At 59.3% G+C, this 18973-nt stretch carries 16 protein-coding genes; 14 read left to right on the top strand and 2 right to left on the bottom strand.

Annotated elements, in window-relative coordinates:
- Window positions 1-26 precede the first annotated feature (26 nt).
- Window positions 27-572 carry an oligoribonuclease gene (gene orn / locus K5E80_RS04115; protein ID WP_220634967.1) on the top strand — a complete coding sequence of 182 codons (546 nt, stop codon included), beginning with the start codon at window positions 27-29 and terminating at the stop codon, window positions 570-572.
- A 59-nt stretch (window positions 573-631) separates the two neighbouring features.
- On the opposite strand, the gene K5E80_RS04110 is transcribed toward orn, so the two are convergent.
- Together K5E80_RS04110 and K5E80_RS04105 are read right to left on the bottom strand one after the other, a co-directional pair.
- On the bottom strand, window positions 632-1951 hold the full coding sequence (locus tag K5E80_RS04110; RefSeq protein WP_220634966.1) for a sensor domain-containing phosphodiesterase: 1320 nt from the start codon (window positions 1949-1951) through the stop codon (window positions 632-634).
- 413 nt (window positions 1952-2364) lie between these two features.
- Window positions 2365-2556 carry a site-specific integrase gene (locus K5E80_RS04105; RefSeq protein ID WP_220634965.1) on the bottom strand — a complete coding sequence of 64 codons (192 nt, stop codon included), beginning with the start codon at window positions 2554-2556 and terminating at the stop codon, window positions 2365-2367.
- A 309-nt stretch (window positions 2557-2865) separates the two neighbouring features.
- On the opposite strand from K5E80_RS04105, the gene K5E80_RS04100 reads away from it, so the two are divergent.
- The 13 genes from K5E80_RS04100 (at window position 2866) to K5E80_RS04040 (ending at window position 18973) form a co-directional block, all read left to right on the top strand.
- On the top strand, window positions 2866-3108 hold the full coding sequence (locus K5E80_RS04100) for a hypothetical protein (RefSeq protein WP_220634964.1): 243 nt from the start codon (window positions 2866-2868) through the stop codon (window positions 3106-3108).
- A gap of 91 nt (window positions 3109-3199) precedes the next feature.
- Window positions 3200-5155 carry a PAS domain-containing sensor histidine kinase gene (locus K5E80_RS04095; RefSeq protein WP_220634963.1) on the top strand — a complete coding sequence of 652 codons (1956 nt, stop codon included), beginning with the start codon at window positions 3200-3202 and terminating at the stop codon, window positions 5153-5155.
- Window positions 5152-5766 (top strand): response regulator transcription factor, encoded by a 615-nt coding sequence (locus K5E80_RS04090; RefSeq protein WP_220634962.1) that lies wholly within the window; start codon window positions 5152-5154, stop codon window positions 5764-5766. Before K5E80_RS04095 ends, K5E80_RS04090 begins: the two co-directional genes overlap by 4 nt.
- An 884-nt stretch (window positions 5767-6650) precedes the next feature.
- Window positions 6651-10604 carry a heparinase II/III domain-containing protein gene (locus K5E80_RS04085; protein WP_220634961.1) on the top strand — a complete coding sequence of 1318 codons (3954 nt, stop codon included), beginning with the start codon at window positions 6651-6653 and terminating at the stop codon, window positions 10602-10604.
- A gap of 4 nt (window positions 10605-10608) precedes the next feature.
- Window positions 10609-11028, top strand: coding sequence for a type II secretion system major pseudopilin GspG (gene gspG, locus K5E80_RS04080; protein WP_425514530.1), 420 nt, complete (start codon window positions 10609-10611; stop codon window positions 11026-11028).
- Window positions 11029-11034: 6 nt separating this feature from the next.
- Window positions 11035-12234 (top strand): type II secretion system F family protein, encoded by a 1200-nt coding sequence (locus K5E80_RS04075; RefSeq protein ID WP_220634960.1) that lies wholly within the window; start codon window positions 11035-11037, stop codon window positions 12232-12234.
- Complete coding sequence (locus K5E80_RS04070; RefSeq protein WP_220634959.1) at window positions 12231-13880, top strand: GspE/PulE family protein; 1650 nt, start codon at window positions 12231-12233, stop codon at window positions 13878-13880. The genes K5E80_RS04075 and K5E80_RS04070 overlap by 4 nt, the downstream gene beginning before the upstream one ends.
- Window positions 13861-14658 carry a hypothetical protein gene (locus tag K5E80_RS04065; protein WP_220634958.1) on the top strand — a complete coding sequence of 266 codons (798 nt, stop codon included), beginning with the start codon at window positions 13861-13863 and terminating at the stop codon, window positions 14656-14658. The genes K5E80_RS04070 and K5E80_RS04065 overlap by 20 nt, the downstream gene beginning before the upstream one ends.
- Window positions 14658-15188, top strand: coding sequence for a PilN domain-containing protein (locus tag K5E80_RS04060; protein ID WP_220634957.1), 531 nt, complete (start codon window positions 14658-14660; stop codon window positions 15186-15188). Before K5E80_RS04065 ends, K5E80_RS04060 begins: the two co-directional genes overlap by 1 nt.
- Complete coding sequence (locus K5E80_RS04055; protein WP_220634956.1) at window positions 15185-15703, top strand: GspMb/PilO family protein; 519 nt, start codon at window positions 15185-15187, stop codon at window positions 15701-15703. The genes K5E80_RS04060 and K5E80_RS04055 overlap by 4 nt, the downstream gene beginning before the upstream one ends.
- Window positions 15700-16221: a hypothetical protein gene (locus K5E80_RS04050; RefSeq protein WP_220634955.1), complete on the top strand. Its 522-nt coding sequence runs from the start codon at window positions 15700-15702 to the stop codon at window positions 16219-16221. Before K5E80_RS04055 ends, K5E80_RS04050 begins: the two co-directional genes overlap by 4 nt.
- Entirely contained in the window at window positions 16218-18500 is a 2283-nt protein-coding gene (locus tag K5E80_RS04045; protein WP_220634954.1) for a secretin N-terminal domain-containing protein, read from the top strand. Before K5E80_RS04050 ends, K5E80_RS04045 begins: the two co-directional genes overlap by 4 nt.
- Window positions 18497-18973 carry a type II secretion system protein gene (locus K5E80_RS04040; protein ID WP_220634953.1) on the top strand — a complete coding sequence of 159 codons (477 nt, stop codon included), beginning with the start codon at window positions 18497-18499 and terminating at the stop codon, window positions 18971-18973. The genes K5E80_RS04045 and K5E80_RS04040 overlap by 4 nt, the downstream gene beginning before the upstream one ends.

The following is an 18973-nucleotide window of genomic DNA, read 5'->3' as shown; positions in this document are numbered from 1 at the left end:
CTGGATCAACAACGCGGCAAAAAATTATGGCACAGGATCAAAATGCGCTGGTCTGGCTCGACATGGAAATGACCGGGCTTGATCCGGAACATGATCGCATTCTCGAGCTGGCCATGGTGGTAACCAACAGCAATCTGGAAACCATCGCCGAAAGCGCCGTTTGGGCGGTGAAGCAGTCTGACACAGTGCTGGCCGGCATGGACGAATGGAACCAGAAAACCCACGGCAAATCCGGCCTGATCGCCAAGGTGAAGAGTTCAGCGCTGTGTGAAGCCGACGTCGAGGCGCAGGCAATCGAATTCATCAAGCTGCATGTGCCGCAGGGCAAGTCGCCCATGTGCGGCAACTCGATTTGCCAGGATCGCCGCTTCATGGCGCGCTACATGCCAAAACTTGAGCGCTACTTCCACTATCGCAACCTCGATGTGTCGACACTGAAGGAACTCTGCAAGCGCTGGAAGCCGGAGGTGGCAAAAGGCCTCACCAAACACGGCAAGCACGAGGCGCTGGCGGACATTTACGAATCGATCGAGGAAATGAAGTACTACCGCGAACATTTCCTGAAGCTTTAGGTGGGTAGAGCTCAAGTCAGCGTGGGCAGTGAACCCTGCTCATGCCGACGTCATTGAATTCAGATTTGCGTCAGTGGCATCGGCGAGGATATGCCGATTCCCTGCGCGAAGTCGACCCCGATCTCCTGCAGTTTCTCGAGGATGGCATCGCTTTCGACAAACTCCGCAATGGTCTTGATTCCCACCGTGTGTGCCACGCGGTTGATCGCAACGAGCTTGGCCAGTGCCGATTTGTCGCGCAGGATTTTCAGGATGATGCCGCTGTCGATCTTGAGATAGCCGACGCGAAGCTTTTTCAGGATGGTAAAGGACACCTTGTCGCGGCCGAAGCTGCAGAGCACGGACAAGCAGCCCAGGCACGCCAGTTCCTGCACCAAGTAGGCTGCGTCGGCTGGCTCGGCATCCACATCCCACGCTTCGATTTCAAAGCACAGCGCTTCGCCTGGCACGTTGAACAACGCGAGCGTAGCGCGCACGAAATCGGGGAAATAGGGATCGCGGATGGTGTCGAGCGCCAGATTGACGCAGAAGCCGGTCATACGCCAGTCCGGATCGGCCTGCCTGCGCGCCGCAATATGCTTCAGCACATTGGTTACGACCCAGCGATCGATTTCCGGCATCAGGCCGTTTTGCTGCGCCAGCGGCAGGAATGCGCCGGGGGGCATGAGGTTCTCTTCCTCTTCGATCATGCGGATATAGATCTCGCATAGTGCAAACTTGTCGTTCTGCACCGCCTTGATGGTCTGTCCGTACAAATGGAATTCGTCGTTCTGGATCGCAGACTTGATCCGGTCAGCCGCGTTTTGCCATTCGCCCAACTCGCCCACGAGCGAATCATCGTACAGCGCCTGCGAGGTCTCGCCGATATTCTGCTTCTCATCCAGCCTGCCGGGTTTGGCTCCGCTCTTGGCCGCAGGAGGCAGGTCTTTCGTCTTCGCGGCGGAATGGTGACCGGTCTCGTCGGTTACCATCGCGTAGATACCCTGAACATTACCCTCATCACCGAATTTCGGAACCAGATGGACAAAATAGCGGGTCGTTCCGCCATTCGCCGTTTTATGAGTGCGAGCATATCGCTGCGGCTTGCCGGCCAATGCCTCCTGCAGTGGCGCGGCGATCTCGGCATAGACAGTTTTCCCCAGTACTTCCCGCATCGTGTGACCGTCGATTTGTCCGGCTTCCAATCCAAGCCATTCACGATACGCCCGATTGTGGTAGCGATAGCATTCCTTGCTGTCAAGGTACGCCATATAAACAGGGAAGAAATGATCGGCGTAATTCAATCGCGTGCGCGCCGCATCAAGCTCGCGTTTGCACTGTTGCAACAGCATCTTCTGCTGCGTCAGATGATCCTGCGGAGAAGGGGTGGAAGGGGGCATCGAATTGGGAAGCTTTGGTGGGCCATGCTCATATGCTGCAATCGCGAATGATTTAATGTTCTGGCCTTCCAGGAACGCAGCAGTGAGGGAGTAGAGTCCATGCGTACCGTATTTGCGTCGGCTATAACCTGATTCTGTCCTCACCCGCAGAAGATTCAACGCGAGGTTACACAGTCTGATTTATCGTAACTATCTTATCCCCGGTGCCCAGGAAGGGCACCTAGAACCCCCACAGAGTTACCCGCCAGTACCTGAATCCACCGCTAAATCCATCAACCATGCCGGTCTTTGCTTGATTCTGCTCCGCAAGGCAATAGAATTATACCCACTCCAAGAATGGGTTTACTACTTTTTGCTGAACGGAATCTCGGTAATTTTCTCGCCGTGCCCGCCAGTGTAGTGCTCAGTCATAGCTACGCTTGAATGCCCAGCAGGGTCTGCGCGGCGTCGAGTCCGTGCTGATCTCGCAAATCGCTTCCCGATTTGCGTCGCAGGTCTCGAAACTGGAAGTCCTTGCCGGCAATTCCAGCATTCTCGCGGGTTTTTTTCAAACCGGCTACACAACTTGGCCTTGGCATCTTCTGGCCGCGCTTAACCAACAGCATCACATCACCCCCTTTACTCAGCCAATGCTTGAGGCATTAATGGTTGCACTGACAATTTAAACTCGCGCAAAAATTTTAATATCTCGCGATGGCTAATATTGCCAATTATCAGTATGTAGTTTTTACTTGATATGAATATAACCCAATAAGGGTGAGTCCGTAAGGGCAAGCCCTTACATAGATACCTCCAAACGAGGGCTATATAGAAAAATTGCTCGGAAAAAGGCAGGTGGAATACCTGAGAACATAGGCAGAGTGGTATCAGAGTGGTATTCTGGATAACAGAAAGGCTGACGACGTTGAGGTATCGTGTCCGGAAAGACAGTAAAAGAAGCCAAGATTAAAGCCCTGGTAATTCCCACTTGTGCAGTCGTTCCGCCAGAATATTCTGCGGGCGTGCGCTTCCCCATTGTCGGCATTGGCACCTCTGCAGGCGTGTTGGAAGCCTTTATCGAGGGCAAAGACCTTCTGGCGGATGCCCGTACCGTACTCAATACCCTCGTCGGCAAAGGAAGCGAATCGCAGTTGATTCTGCTGGCAATGGCAGCGTAGAGGGATGAGGTCTATGGGAACTAAGCAGTCTCTCACAACAGCGCAGCTTCGGACCGCGGCGGAGGTGAGACTCGCTGAGACGCAACCGCCTATGTTGCATGCAAAATCAGCAGACGACTTGCTGCATGAAGTTCAGGTGCTCCAGATAGAACTGAAAATGCTGAACGAGATCTTGCGCCAGAGCCAGGTCGCCCTCGAGGAATCCCGCAACCGTTATATCAGCTTCTATGAATTCGCCCCGGTCGGCTATCTGACCCTGACCCATGCTGGCCAGATCACAGAAGCCAATCTCACCGCAGCCACCCTGTTTGGTCTGGGGCGCAAGAAACTCCTCGGGCGGCGCTTTGATAGCCTGGTCGCCACCGCCGACCGTGAGCGTTGGCGGCACTGCTTTGTCAGCGCATTGGGGCGGCGAAGCACGCAGTCTCTGGATCTGAAACTTGATCATGGCAATGGCTCGTGGTTTTATGGCGAGGTGCAATTGAGGCACCAGGATGACAATGCTGCGCAGTCGGCGATACGCATCGTGTTATCAGACGTCACCTCACGCAAGCAGACCGAAGAACAGGGCCTAGCCATCAAGGAACGTCTTGAGTTGGCCCTCAATGCCACCAGCGATGGTGTTTGGGATTGGGACTTGCGTAGCGGTACGATCTATCGATCGCCGCATTACTTCGACATAGTCGAGCTTGGGCCGGACGAAGATAGCCGGAATTTCAGTTTCTTCAAGAAGACGATTCATCCGGATGACCTGCCACGAGCGCTAAAGGCAATTGAAGCGCATATCCAGGGAAAAACTCATTCTATCGAATTCGAGTATCGACTCGCGTCCCGATCTGGGGAACCGAAATGGATCAACTCAAGAAGCATGGCGGTCGAGCGGGACACTGACGGCAAGCCGGTTCGGATCGTAGGCAGCATCAGGGACATCACCGCGCGCAAACAAATTGAATTGGCGTTGGTAGAACGCGAAGCCCAGTATCGGGCCGCGACCGAGACCGCAGCGGACGGGATCTGGATGGTCGACGCGGCGAATGGCCGCCTCCTCTCCGTCAACGACGCCTATGTTCGCCGCTCCGGCTACAGACGCGAGGAACTGCTCACTATGCGGTTATCGGATATCGAGGCAGATGAATCGCCGGAAGCGGTCCGCGTTCACATGGAGAATATCCGGAACAATGGCAGCGACTTGTTCGAGACCCGGCACCGGGCCAAGGACGGTGAAGTCTGGCCCGCCGAGATGAGCATCTCATATTGGGCAACTGGGGGAGGGCGCTTCTTCTGCTATGTGCGCGACCTAACAGATCGAAAGCGCAACGAGGCAGTACGACAAGAAGTGCGCGCCGAGATGGAAGATGCCATGCGGTTTCACGTAGCCAGCCAGACCGTTGCCGCCATGGCCCACGAGCTGAACCAACCACTCAATGCGGTTGCGACCTATAGCTTGGCCGCCTTGCACATGTTGCGTAACGGCAACCCGAAGCCGAATAGGCTGCTACACGCTTTGGAGAGCAATGCGCAACAGGCCCGACGTGCGGGAGACGTTGTGCATGATCTGCTGGAATTCTTGAGCACGGGTGAAGTCACTACCAATCCGGAAGACCTCAACGATATCGTGCACACAGCCCTTTACAGAATCGAGGCGAATAGCCTCAACTTATTTCAATCCCGACTTGAACTCGATGCCAACCTCCCCCCCGTGAGTGCCAACCGTCTTCAGGTGGAGAAGGTGATGGGCAACCTGATTCAGAACGGCATCGAGGCTATGCATGGCTTCGGCATCAGTCCAAAGAATATCGTCATCACGGTGCGTACCAGCACCGATGGGAAAATGGCCCAAGTGACGGTGCGTGACAGTGGCCCCGGCATCGATGCAAAGACGCTGCATCGCATCTTCGAACCTTTCTTCACGACCAAGCAAAAAGGTCTTGGCATGGGGCTGGCCATCAGTCGCGCAATCATCGAAGCGCATGGCGGACAGCTTTGGGCAGAGTCTGAGCCAGGTGCGGGAGCTAGTTTCCATTTCACTCTACCCTTTGCGCCATGAGCGAAGCACTTGTATTCATCGTCGACGATGACGCGGCGGTACGCGATGGACTCAGTATGCTTTGCGAAAGCTCGGGACTGAATGCCGAATGCTATGACAGTGCAGAGTCATTTTTAGATGCCTATAGACCGGATCAGCCCGGCTGTCTCGTTTTGGATGTACGGATGGAGGGCATGAGCGGCCCGGAACTGCACGCCATACTGAACCAGGCTGGCTGCCCATTAGCCGTGATTTATCTAACGGGCCACGGAAGCATCCCCTTGACGGTGCAGTCGATAAAAGCTGGTGCAGTGAACTTCCTGACCAAGCCGGTAAATGGCACCGAATTGCTGGAATGTATACGGGCAGCTCTGCTTGAGAGCACACAAATGGGTTTGCGTATACAAGCGAAGACTACTGCGGCAAATCATATTGCCAGTCTGACCGAACGCGAGCGTGAAGTCATGGTATTGATGGCCGACGGAAAGACCAACAAGGAAATAGCGCGGCATCTGGGCATCAGCCATCGTACCGTCGAAATTCACAAAGCGAGAATCATGCATAAGACGGGAGTGAACAATCTGGTCGACTTGATCCACCTCGTAGAGATCGGAAAGCGAGCGCCTGACTGAGTTTCACTCCAATTTTCACAGCGTCGCCCGGGACGCGAATATATGTGTGGTTGCAGGGATTACTCTTGGCGCGCGCTAGCGTGTGTTCGCCGTGGTTCAAATGAGGTTTTCAGGTTTAATGGTGCGCAACAGTTTAAATGGACTGATGGCATCGAATATGTGCCATTTGGCGCATGTTCATGCGGCATCTGAATGGTTAGCATTGCGCTCCAAATATTGGATCGGAAAGCATTGTGCCGCATGATGTCTTTGGCGCACTTCGCGCGCATCGCTTCTACGTCTGCTACACGCTAACCCACATCACCAACAGCCAAGATAACGCGAATAAGTAATGGTTAAGCCACGGTTTCGTTCCAGGTTCAAAAATTTCACCATTTAATTTTTTTCGTGAATCTGTCGCTAGTTGCCGACTCCAGATGTCCTTTTTATTCAAACCTAAAATGCAATCCTGTAACAGTTTGTCGGCATCAAGCGACAAAATGGCATCGAATATTGGTTTCATATTTTCTTAATTATTAATTCGAATGCGTTTTTTCAATGGAATGAAGATTGCTTAACGGAACGATCAGTGTCTTTTTTTTCTCGTTAGATAGCGTTTGACAGCAGGAAACGATAGTAAAGGCACGAAAATCATGGGGCACGAAAGATGCCATAGACATTGCCATCGGCAAGTAAGCAATTAGGGAGACGATATGAAGGATTCATGCCGGACAGTATTGCCTAGTAGACACCTGGCGTATCTCGGGATTACCGGAAGAAAAAGCAAAAGCTTTGGTTTTGCCAAACCATCCATCTCAAATGGCGGGTTGTTTTTCTTGCTTTCCCGGCATGTTGTCGCAATACTGGTTTTGGCAGGCATGGGGCTTGGGCTGCCTCTGGCAACCATGGCGCAAACCTGCACGCCGAGCGCCACGGTCGACTGGATGGTGACGCCCAACCCGAACGCCCAGGATATCCGGCCGCCCGATTGCGTGACCGTGCAGCAGACGCCACCCGATTTTCGCTGGCCCGACGTAATCACCAGCGGCGGCTACCAGGTGACCCTCACCTATCCCGACGGCCACATCAGGACACTGCCGGCGACGCAGAACTGGCTTAACTGGGACGAGGTTTTGCCGGCCGGTATCTACTCGTGGGCGGTCAGTTATGTTGGTGGCGCAGCAAGCAAACAGCGCCGATTCATTGTCGATTCCAGCTCCATGCCCTTCCTGGTGCCGAAGATCAGCAATGTGCTGAGGGCGGTGTCGGCCAAGGCTCACCCGCGCAGCCTGCCCGACGCCACGACGCTGGCGACGATGAAGGCGCAGCGCAGCGCGGCAGTTAACACCCTTCTCAACGATGTCAGCGGGCGCTTTGGGAACCCGCTGCCGACCCCGGGCACCACGGCCGACCAGGCGTTTACCTACAGCACGAATGCTCTGGCTGCCATGATGGCCTGCGTGTACAGCAATCAGGACACGTACTGCAACGAAGCAATACGCCGCGTCACGAACCTTGCCTCGTGGGATCCGAGCGGACCCACGGCGTATTCCAATTCGGGCATGGGTGAAGCCGCGCGCTACCTGACGTGGACCGTCGCGTTCGGCTACGACTGGCTCTACCCGCGGCTGACCTCGACCCAGCGGAGCCGGATCCGGAACACGCTGGTGACCCGCATCGGCGCCATGTATAACGACGTCATAGGAACGCGCTCGCGCCTCGCGACATATCCTCGCGATTTGTATGGCAACCAGACGCTAGGCATAACGGCGGTGGTTTCCACACTGGTCGCCGGCGATCTGAAGCAGGCCTCCACCTGGGTGACGAACTCCCTGCCGCTGGCTCTCAATGCAATCAGCCCATGGGGCGGCGACCAAGGCGGCTCCGCCGGTTCAACCGCCCAGGGCAACAGGGACAACGGCGAACTGCTGCCGCTCTGGAACGCGTTGAAGTATGCCACTGGTATCAATGTGACCCAGAAAGCCTGGGTACGCAACTGGGGACGCTTCTTCACCTACTTCACACCGCCCGGAATGGCGGGTGGCACCACGGTATTCGGCGATGGCTTCGAGAAAAACGACACCGAGCTACAGGCGCGCTTCGGCAAGGCCTATACCTATTTTGCACCTACGCCGCTCGGCCGCTGGCACATGTCGCTGCTCAGCGGCGAGGATCAGACTCGCATCGAGTACCTGATGGCACCGCCTGCCGACTTCTCGGGACCGCAGCCGTTCCCCGCCGGCACGCCGAACTCGCTCTATGTTGGGTCCTTGGGCGAGGTGGCGATGCATAGCGACCTGTCGAACACGGCACGCACCTCCGTTTACTTCAAATCGAGCCGGCCGCCGTACGGCGCATTCAGCCACAGCCATGCCGACCAGAACAGTTTCGTGATCAACGCCGGCGGCCAGCGGTTGGCGATCGAGTCGGGCTACTACGACGGCTATAAGACGACACACTGGATGAACTGGTACCACCCCACACGGTCCAGCAATGCCATCACCTACGATGGCGGCTTGGGGCAACTGTTCTATGAGGCCAACCGCACGCAGGGCTACGGCAAGATCACCGGCTTCAGCAGCAGCGCCGCCTACGACATCGTCAGCGGCGACGCGACATCCGCCTATGGTGGCGCGCTCACACTGGCGCGAAGGTCGCTGCTGTATCTGCGGCCGAACCTGATTCTGGTTTATGACAACGTCGCCTCTGCGACGAATCGGCAATGGGAATGGAACATTCACTCCATCAACCAGATGACTTCCGCTTCGGACAAGACCGCAACGATCCAGAACAACGGCCAGAGCCTGTGCGTCACCATGCTTGGCGGCCCGGCGATGCATTTCACCCAGACCAACCAGTTCACCGCCAACCCCACGGGGACATGGGCGCCGCAATGGCACGGCAAGTTCTACAGCACCACCCGGCTGCCGGCTGCTGAATTTGTCGCGCTGATGAACGTCGGCTGCACGGCGGTGACGGCAAGCGCCACCAATACCAGCGGTGTCTGGACCGTGCTGATAGGCGACAAGACCGTGACTGTCGACAGCGGCGGCGCAATCACCGTCGCGACGGCGACCACCGCGACGGCTGCCGCGGCGACATCGACGACCACAACGACGACCACGACCAAAGCGACGACAACGACCACGGCCGCGCCGACGACAACGACGACCACGGCCGCGCCGACGACAACGACGACAGTTGCGACAACCACCACGACCACACTTTTGCTGACAGCGTCAGCGCCGCCGCCGGCGACGTCGTTGCCATCAACCAACACCAAGGCCATCACCACATTCGAGTCGATCGGCCTCTACTGGACGCCGCCGTCCAACCCGGGTTCGGCCGGCTGCCCGATACGCTACCAGAAGGTGGGCGATACCGCCTGGAAAAACGGCCTGCCCATGTGGTATGACGCGCGCAACAACGAGTGCCGCGGCAGCCTGGTGCAGTTGAGTCCGGGAACCAGCTATGTGGTCCAGTTCAGCCTGCCGGGCCAGGCGCCGTCGGCGCAGGTATCGGCCACCACCTGGAGCAACAACTTCCCGGTGGCCAAGACTGTCTATCTGCCCAATGGCACGTCATCGAAGACCCTGGCCATCACTGCCGGCGGCACCGCCAGCGGGTATGTGCTCTACACCTTCCCGGCGGGCGGCCAGAGCACCATCGACGTCGCCAACGCCCAGACCTACAATATCACCGTCTCCGCGCCGTACGTGATCATCCGCGAGCTGATCCTGAAGGGCGCGCAGGCGGATGCCATTCGGCTGCTGCCCGGCGCTCACGATGTCGTCATCGAGGGCAACGACATCAGCGGCTGGGGGCGTTTCAGCAGCACCACCAGCGAAGGCAACATTGGCGTTGACATGGATGCGGCTGTCCGTGCCCGCTGCTACGATCAGACGCTCGTGCGGCTGATCGTCCAGCGCAACAGGATTCATGACCCGCGCTATACGACCAACAGCTGGGCGCTCGGCCATCCAGTCGGCCCGAACGGCATCGCAACGGAAAATTGCGGCGGCAATATGGTAATCCGCTACAACGAAATCTATGCGGGGCCGAGCGGCCACTATTACATGGACGGCATCGGCGGCGCCAGCAACTTCAGTACCATCGGCATGCCGAACGCCGATTCGGACATCTACGGCAACCTGATCCAGAACGCCATGGACGACGGCATCGAGGCTGAGGGTGGTGACCGCAACGTGCGCATCTGGGGTAATTACATCAACCAGACCGGAACCGGCATTGCCAGCACCGTGGATTCTGTCGGCCCGCTCTACATCTTCCGCAACGTCTATAACCGCTCCCGGTTCAATTACGAGGTGTCGCTGGATTCGGACACCCGCGGACCGTTCGCCAAGTCGGGTTCCAAGGACGCAACCATCGGCGGCGGCCGGCGCTACCTGTTCCACAATACCTTGCTGCAGGCAACGCAGACAGGCGTCGTCTATGGGCTAGGCACCGGCAGCGCCATCACCAGCGCCGGCCTGGCGATCACCAACACGGTGACGCGCAACAACATCTTCCAGATCTGGACCTCGTCGAAAACCCTCTTCCAGGCCAGCGGCGGGTCCGCGAACGACTTCGGCTACGACCTCTACAACAGCACCAACATGGGCGGCGCCGCTGAAACGAATGGGATCTACGGCCTGCCGACCTATGCGTCGGGCAACGGCTGGACCAGCGAATCGGGCGGCATGTACCAGCTTGCCCCGAACAGCCTGGGCTATGACCGCGGTGTGCGGCTGCCGAACTTCAATGACAGCTATCTCGGCGCCGGGCCGGACATCGGCGCCGCTGAAGCGGGAGCGCCGGCCATGCAGTTCGGCGTCAAGGCGTATGTCACTGCGCCATAGGAGGATGATGTTTTCGGTAAGGAGGAACAACGGTTTCACCCTGCTCGAACTGCTGGTCGTCGTAGCGATCATCGGCTTGCTGGCCGGTTATGTCGGCCCGAAATACTTCGGCCAGATCGGCAAGGCGGAAGTCAAGACGGCACGCGCGCAAATTGACGGCCTGGAGAAGGCGCTCGACTCGTACCGGCTCGACGTCGGCCGCTATCCGTCGACCGAGCAGGGGCTCAGTGCCCTGACAGCACAGCCGAGCGGGGTCGGCAAGTGGGCCGGCCCTTATCTCAAGAAGGGTGTCCCTCCCGATCCCTGGGGCAAGCCCTATGTCTACAAGAGCCCCGGCGATCACGGGGAGATCGACCTCTTCTCCTACGGACGGGATGGCGCGGCCGGCGGCAGCGGCGAAGATGCTGACATCACCAACTGGTGATCGTTCATGCGTTTCGAGATCACAGCGTATCGGCATGGGGAAGGAGTCACCGCTCTGCAGGTGGAGGCGGCCAGCGCCGAGGAAGCCGGCAACAACATCGGCGATCAGGGATTCGAGGTTGTCTCGATCCGGCAAACAGGGCGCTGGAACAAATTCCAGCGCAAGGATCGGTCCTTCGATTTACTCCTGTTCAGCCAGGAACTGCGGTCGCTGCTCGATGCCGGGCTCTCGTTGATCGAGAGTCTCGGCGCCCTGTCGCGCAAGGAGACCGCGGACGAAAAACGCCGCCTGATCGAGGCCCTGATCCGTCGCCTGCGCGAAGGCAAGTCCTTCTCTGCGGTTCTCAGAGAATTCCCGGCGGAGTTTCCCCCGCTTTACCTGGCATTGACGGCGGCCAGCGAACAGACCGGAGATCTCGGCAGCGCGATGGCCCGTTTCATCGAGTATCGCGGCCGCATGGATGCGATCAAAAAGCGCGTGATCTCGGCGGCGATCTATCCGGCACTGCTGCTTGGCGTCGGCGGTTGCGTCATTCTGTTTTTGATGACGTATGTGGTGCCACGCTTCAGCCGTGTATACGAAGACTTCGGCAGCAACCTGCCCTTCATGTCCAAGCTCCTGCTGCAATGGGGCGCGCTGATTGAGAGCCACGGACTGCAAATCCTGGTGGCATTGATGGTACTGGGCATCGCCGTTGTCGCCTTCTTCAAACGCAAAAGAACGGGGTGGCGCAGCCTGCTGCGCCGGCTGCTGAATTCGAAGGCTCTGGCGCCCGTGCGCGTGCGCACCCAGACCTACACATTGGCCCGCTTCTATCGGACTCTGGGCCTGTTGCTGCATGGCGGCATTCCCGCCGTCACCGCGCTCGGGATGGCGCGGGAATTACTGGACGAAGAAATGCAGGTGGCGCTGGATCGGGCGCTGATCGAGATTCGCGGCGGCGTGGCGCTCTCAGAGGCCATGGAGCGCGGTCGATTGGCGCCGCCGGTAGCGAGCGATCTGCTCAGGATCGGCGAGAAGACCGGCGACATGGGCGAAAAGATGACCCGCATCGCCGACTTCTACGACGAAGAGACTGCGCGCTGGGCCGACTGGTTCGCGCGCCTGTTCGAGCCGCTGCTGATGCTGACCATCGGGCTGTTCATCGCCTTCATCGTGGTCTTGCTTTATATGCCGATTTTCGAACTGGCCGGGAGTGTGCAATGAACATTGATGACCGTCAGGCAATTGGTGCCAACGGCACCGCCATGCTGGCGGAGCGGCGCAGGACGAGACTGGACCGGCGAGAGATCCGTGTGGACCGGCGACTGGTCGAGCGCGCCGAACTGCCGCTGCTGGATATCGACGAATTGTATGCGCTGACGCCGGCTTTTGACATTCTGCCGTATGCCGATGCTGCGCCGCGACAGTGCATCGCCATGATGGACGCGGACGGCAGGCTGATGCTGATAGCCGACAAGTCTTCGGCATCCGGGCTGATGCCCTGGGCGGACGCTTATCTGCGCCGTCCATTCGCACTGCGCTTCGCTCGCGGCGGCGATATCGCCGCGGTTCTCTCCCACCATGGCGAGACGATGCGGGCCATGGACGCGTTGCCCGACTATGCGGAACAAGGGGCTGCCATCCCCTCTGACGTCGAAGTCCTGCGCCTGGACACCATCCAAATGGAGGAGAGTCCCATCGTGCGGCTTACCAATTCCACCCTGTACGATGCCTACAAGGTCAGGGCAAGCGATATTCATCTGGAATCGACGACGGAAGGGCTGTGCGTCAAGTATCGCCTCGACGGCGTGCTGTCGACGATTGCCGAACCGAAGGGGAGCCAGACGGCTGAACAGGTGATATCGCGGATCAAAGTCATGGCCGAACTCGACATTGCGGAAAGGCGTGTTCCCCAGGACGGGCGTTTCAAGGTTGCCATTGGCGGCAGGGAAGTGGACTTCCGCGTTTCCATCATGCCCAGCATCCACGGCGAGGACGCCGTGCTGCGTATCCTCGACAAACAGGCCCTGACCGAGCAGATGACCAGCCTGACGCTCGACAGTCTGGGTTTCGAGGGAGAGTTCGTGCGCACGATGCGCCGCCTGGCGCGCGAACCCTACGGCATGCTGCTGGTCACCGGCCCCACCGGCAGCGGCAAGACCACGACGCTTTACGCTGCGATCAGCGAAATCAACAGCGGCCACAGCAAAATCGTTACCATCGAAGACCCGGTCGAATACCAGCTGCCCGGCGTGCTGCAAATACCGGTCAACGAAAAAAAGGGTCTTACTTTTTCCCGCGGCCTGCGCTCCATTCTGCGCCATGATCCAGACACCATCATGGTCGGCGAAATCCGCGATGCCGATACGGCGCAGATAGCGATCCAGTCGGCGCTGACGGGCCACCTGGTGTTTACCACGGTACACGCCAACAACGCCCTCGACGTCATCAGCCGCTTTTTGCACATGGATGTCGCGCCGCAAAGTTTCGTTTCGGCCATCAACGGCATCCTCGCCCAGCGGCTGGTCCGCGTGAACTGTCCACATTGCAGCGTAGCGGAACGGCCCAATGACGATCAACTCATCGACTCCGGCATCAACCCGGCTGCGGCACAGGATTTCAACTTTCGCAAGGGCCGTGGCTGCGCCGAGTGCCGCGGCACAGGCTACAAGGGTCGCAAGGCGATTGCGGAGTTGCTGCTACTGACCGAGGACCTGCGCGAACTGATCGTTAACGCGGCGCCGCTGCGTCAACTGCGCGAGGAGGCGGCGCGAGGCGGGATGACCCCCCTGCGCGATACTGCACTCGATCTGGTGCGCCGCGGCGAATCGACCCTGGAGGAAATAAATCGTGTCACGTTTGTGGCATGAGCGCATCATTATTGGCCTGTCGCCCCACCGGCTCTCAGCCCTGTGGGTGGAAGGCTTGTTGCGCCCGCGCCTGCTGGACCGGCACACGGTTCCGCTAAAAGAACAGAATACCGCCGAGTGGGACAAGGGGCTGGCTGCCCTGGAAAACCTGCTGGCCGAACCGGCGTGGCGCGAACACGATATCACGATCGTTCTCTCGGGCCATTACGTCCGTCATGCCATCTTTCCGGTAGCACGCGGCTTGACGGAAGCGGCACGCCAAGCCTTGGCCGAGGTCGTATTCCGCGACATCTTTGGCGATCTCGCCCGCGACTGGGAACTGCGCGTCAGTCCAGCGCCGGGCGGTATGCAGACGCTGGCGTCCGGCGTTCCGCGCTCTCTGCTTGCCGCCCTGCGCACTGTTTGCGAAAGTCGCGGCCGGTTGTATTCGATACAGCCCGGCTTCATGTCCATCTTCAACCGGGTGCGGCAGCAGATCGGCAAGTCCGTGGGCTGCCTGACCATGGTGGAATCCGGCCGCATTACCCTGGCCTTCATCGAGAATGGCCAGTGGATGTACGTCGACAGCCGGGCCGGTGACGGCAACATGCTTCCCCAGATGCTGCTGGAAGAAGGGGCACTGAATGCGCGACAGCCCGGCGGCATACTCTGGCTTTGCGACCTGACCGAGGCTGCGCGCCTTCCGGCCGGCTCGTTTTGGAGCCACAAAAAGATCGAACCGCCAGGACTTCCCGGCTTTGACGACATCTCGAGCCTTGCCATCTGGGGCCTGGTGTGATGCGGCCCCTCTGGCTCGACTATCAGCGGCCGGTGCCCGGCCGCAGACGCGTCGGCGTAGTGCTGCTGACCGCGAGCCTGATCGTGACCGGCGCATTGCTGGCTCGTTACTTCACCCTTGTCACGGAACTTGATGCCGTCCAGCAACAGGTATCGCGGCTCAAGCGTCAAGCGGAGCGGCAGAGCCTGTTGAAGACAGCCCAGAGTTCCTCATCGTCGCCGTCGTCAACCGGCGGTCGCGAAGAAACCGGCGCCGCATATTCGTCCGCGCGCTGGGAAATGCTGTTTGCATCAATTGAAGCCGCCAGCGACGAGTCGATGACCTTGCTTGGACTGCAACCGGGCGCCAACGAAGTGCAGATAACCGGCGAAGCCAAGGATATTGCCGCAGCGATGGGCTACGTCAGGCGTCTCCAGGCGGCAACGGCGTTCGCCAATACCCATCTCACGCAGTCCGAGGTCGTCATGGCACATCCGCAGCATCCGGTCAGATTCACCTTGGTTACCGAGTGGCGGAGGGACGTACGGTGAAAATCGTCGTTCCGGAAAAGCTCGGCGTGCCGGGTGTCGTCGGCATCGGCCTGCTGCTGTTTTGCCTGTCTTTTTATTTCGGCAATATCGCGCCGCTGCGGACCGAACTCACGAGCCTCGAAAACGAAAAGGTGCAACTCGCTGCAACTGCTGCTGCATTGGCCGATGCCGCTCACGGCGCCGATTCTGCGCGGGGGGCGGGAACAGCCAAAGGCCTGCCGTCCCTGACCGCGGCTCCCGAATTGCTGATGCAGTTGAACTCGCTTGCCGAAAAACACGGCCTGGTTGTTGAACGCACCTCCTATCAGTTCAAGGGCAAGGATGGACCCCCTCGACTGGAAATCAGCATGCCGTTGAAGGCCAGCTATCCTTCGCTGCGCGCCTACTTGCGCGATGCCATGGCGCTGACGACGTCGGCCTCCCTTGATGAACTGACCCTGCAGCGCTCGCAGGCAAGCGATCCGGCGGTGGACGCACAGGTTCGCTTGTCTTACGGCTTTGCCGCTACGCCATGAAACCGCTGTCGAAACTCCCGCGCCGCTGGTGGCTGGCCCTGCCGACCCTGCTTGCGACAGTGGCCCTGTCCTGGCTGCTGAACCGCCCCCCGCCATCCGTTGAGGCAGTGCATCCCCAAGCCAGTAGCGCAATGCCCAGCGCTGCTCAGACCAGGACAGCAGCGCCACGCGCGCCCGACGGCCCATCCCAGGGAGCCGCCGTCATCCAGGAACCAGTGGCTCCTGCCGAGCAAGTCGCTGATGTTTTTGCCGTCCGAACCTGGGAGCCACCCCCGCCGCCTGTCGACACAACGCCACAGCCGCCGCCTCCGCTGCCCTTCAAGTTCCTCGGCCGTATCGCCGTGCCGGGCAAAGGCATCGCATTCATGCTGGCGCAGGGCGAGCGTGTTCTCGTCGTCAGTGTCGGTGACTCGATCGGTAGCGACTACCGGGTCGAAAAGTACGAGAAAGGGCAATTGCTCTTTCGCTACCGGCCAATGAACATTAGTCAGACCCTCGTTGTTGGAGACCATTCATGACCCGTCTGAGATCAATAATCCGGCACTGGCAGATTGCATCTGTCATGCTGGCGCTTGCCGGATGCGCCGGTGAAACAGCCCATCGGCAGGGCATCGAAATGCTGTCTCTCGGCAGACAGGAAGAGGGACTGGCCAAACTGGAGCAAGCGGCCAGGGAAGCGCCGGATAACCCGGTATACGTCCACGCTTACCGCAACGCGCAGCAACGGATTGCGTTCCGCTTGCTGGCGGAGGCACAGGTGGAAAAGTCCGCCGGCCGTTTCGATGCCGCCGAAGCCCTCTATCGTCGAGTCCTGACCCTGGACCCGGCTAATGCAGATGGAATGGCCGGCCTGGTGGCAACAGAACAGGGACGGCGTCATGCGGTGCTGATAAGCGACGCGAAAGCCCTGATTGGCGCCAATGACCTGGAGGCGGCGGAGCGCAAGATCACTATGGTGCTGGAAGAAAATCCGGCCCAGGCGGAAGCCCGCGCGCTGCACCAGTCGATTGCCGAAAAATCAGGCCGCGAGCAAGTCGTCACCCCGGCCCTGCGCAAATCGTTCCAACAGCCGACAACGCTCGAATTCCACGATGCCAACATCAAACAGGTGCTGGAGGCGCTGTCCACCCACAGCGGCCTGAACTTCGTGCTCGACAAGGATGTTCCCGCCAACCTCGCGGTCACCGTATTTCTGCGCGATGTCTCGGTGGCCCAAGCGCTCGACGTGATACTGACGACGAACCAGCTGAAACAGCGCGTGCTCAATGATACGACCCTGCTGATCTATCCGGACACGGTGGCGAAGCAGGACGACCATCAGGATCTGGTCGTCAGGAACTTTTTCCTCGCCAACGCCGAAGCCAAGCAGGTCCTGACCATGCTGCAGACGGTGCTCAAGTTGAAACACGTCTATGCCGACGACAAGCTCAACCTGCTGATCGTGCGCGATACGCCGGCGACGATCCAGCTTGCCGAACGACTTGTCGCCACCCAGGATGTCGCCGAACCCGAGGTCATGCTCGAACTTGCAGTCGTCGAGGTCACGCGTTCGCAGTTGCAGAACCTGGGTATCCAGTACCCCAATCAACTGACCCTGACACCGCTGCCCTCCACAGGCAACACGCTAACGCTGAAGGATCTCGGGAACCTCAAATCGAACCGGGTCGGCGCCGAAATTTCTCCGCTCATACTCAATCTTCAAGACGATGCGAATGCCAGCAACCTGCTCGCCAATCCGCGTATCCGCACCCACAACAGGGAGAAGGCACTGATCAGGATCGGCGACCGCGTGCCCATTATCACCACCACTGCAACATCAACCGGGTTCGTCTCCGAAAACGTCCAATACGTAGACGTCGGGCTGAAGCTCGAGGTGGAACCCATCATCTATCCCAACGACGAGATTGCGATCAAGCTGGCGCTGGAAGTCAGTGCCCTCGGTGCCCAGAGCAAGAGCGCATCCGGCACCATCTCCTACCAGATCAGCGGCCGCAATGCTGCGACCGTACTGCGCCTCAAGGACGGCGAGACCCAGATTCTGGGCGGGCTGATCAACGACGACGACCGGAAAACCGCCAACCGTGTCCCCGGGCTGAGCCAGTTTCCCGTCCTTGGCCGCCTGTTCGCGAACGAGGGCAACAACAACCAGAAATCCGAACTCGTGCTCTCCATCACCCCGCGCATCGTGCGCGGACTCGTGCCGCCGTCCCAGGTGCCGAGTCAGTTCTGGTCCGGCACGGAAAACAATCCGCGCCTGCGTTCAGCAGTCCCGCTCAAGGCAAGCAATGATGCGGATAAGGCACCGGCTACCCCGGCCCCAGCACCAGCGGTTCCCGCCACGCCGGAGCCGGCGGCCGCTGCTCCGGCGTTGTTGCACTGGGACGGCCCTGCTGAAGTCGCAGTCGGAGGGACCTTCAAGTTGGCTCTCCAGGTATCGAGTCAGGTGGGTATCACGGACTTTCCGCTCCAGGTCAAGTACGACCCGACCGTTCTGGAAGCCATCGACGTCATACCGGGAGCATTCATGGCTCAAGGGAATGCGAAAACCGCATTCAGTAAGCGCATCGCGCCAGCCGACGGCCTTATTGTTCTGAGCCAGAAACGCACCGGCGGCACTGACGACCCGATGGCGGGCGCCAACGGTGACGGCCGACTGGTGGAAATCGAATACCGCGCGCTCAAGCCGAGCACGGCTACCCGCATCACTACCTTGGCGACCGACCCGCTTGGAAGCGGCAGCCAGGTTCTGGGACCAGTGAGCCCGGCCGCCTTCGCCATTACGGTGTCGCCGCCTTGAAGTCGTGCCCCCACAAGGGCTTCACCTTGATCGAACTGATCGTGGCCCTGGCGCTGATCGCACTGTTTGCGACTCTGGCCCTGCCCATGCAGGAACTCGTCGTCAAGCGCGGCCGGGAAGCGGAGCTGCGCAGCGCGTTACACCAGATCCGCGACGCGCTCGATGACTACAAGCAGGCCGGTGACGAAGGGCGCATCGTTGTGCAATCGGGCGATTCAGGCTATCCGAAGTCGCTCACCCTGCTGGTGACGGGCGTCAAGGATGCGAAGAGTCCGAACGCTGCCCCGATTCATTTTCTGCGCCGCATTCCGCGCGATCCTTTCGCCGATCCCAAGCTCAAGCCCGAGGATACCTGGGGGCAGCGCAGCTATCTCAGCGAGTATGACCGGCCACAGCGGGGTGCCGACGTCTATGACGTCTATTCCCTCAGCCCGGATACCGGCATCAACGGCGTTCCCTATCGGCAATGGTGA

The sequence above is a fragment of the Georgfuchsia toluolica genome (genome assembly GCF_907163265.1).
Classification (GTDB): domain Bacteria; phylum Pseudomonadota; class Gammaproteobacteria; order Burkholderiales; family Rhodocyclaceae; genus Georgfuchsia; species Georgfuchsia toluolica.
This window is presented reverse-complemented; position numbering and strand designations above follow the sequence as displayed.